At 67.6% G+C, this 244-nt stretch carries 1 protein-coding gene; it reads right to left on the bottom strand.

Going from position 1 to position 244, the window contains the following annotated elements:
- Positions 1-244: DUF3138 family protein (locus tag U5775_RS39320; protein ID WP_322063485.1), on the bottom strand; the 244-nt coding region annotated here is incomplete at both ends.

Here is a 244-nt window from a genome sequence, read left to right as displayed (position 1 = left end):
TCCATAGCCGCCGTTGGCCTGCGAATTTGCAAGGCACTCCGAACCAATGCCGAAGCCGTTGTACGGGTCCATGCCGTTGCCATTGAGCGCAACGCCGCCACCGCCGCCGCCGTTCTTGCCGTCGGCGAGCACGTCGTAGCGCGCGGTCACGCCCATGCGGCCCACCACCGGTGCGTTGAACTTGCGGTGCGCGAGCAGCGAGAGACCGTACCACTGCGCATTGCCGCCGTTGAACGCCGCGCGC

Origin of the sequence: Paraburkholderia sp. J63 (assembly GCF_905220245.1) — a bacterium.
GTDB lineage: Bacteria > Pseudomonadota > Gammaproteobacteria > Burkholderiales > Burkholderiaceae > Paraburkholderia.
Note: the sequence above shows the minus strand (reverse complement) of the source record. Positions and strands in the feature narration are given on the sequence as shown.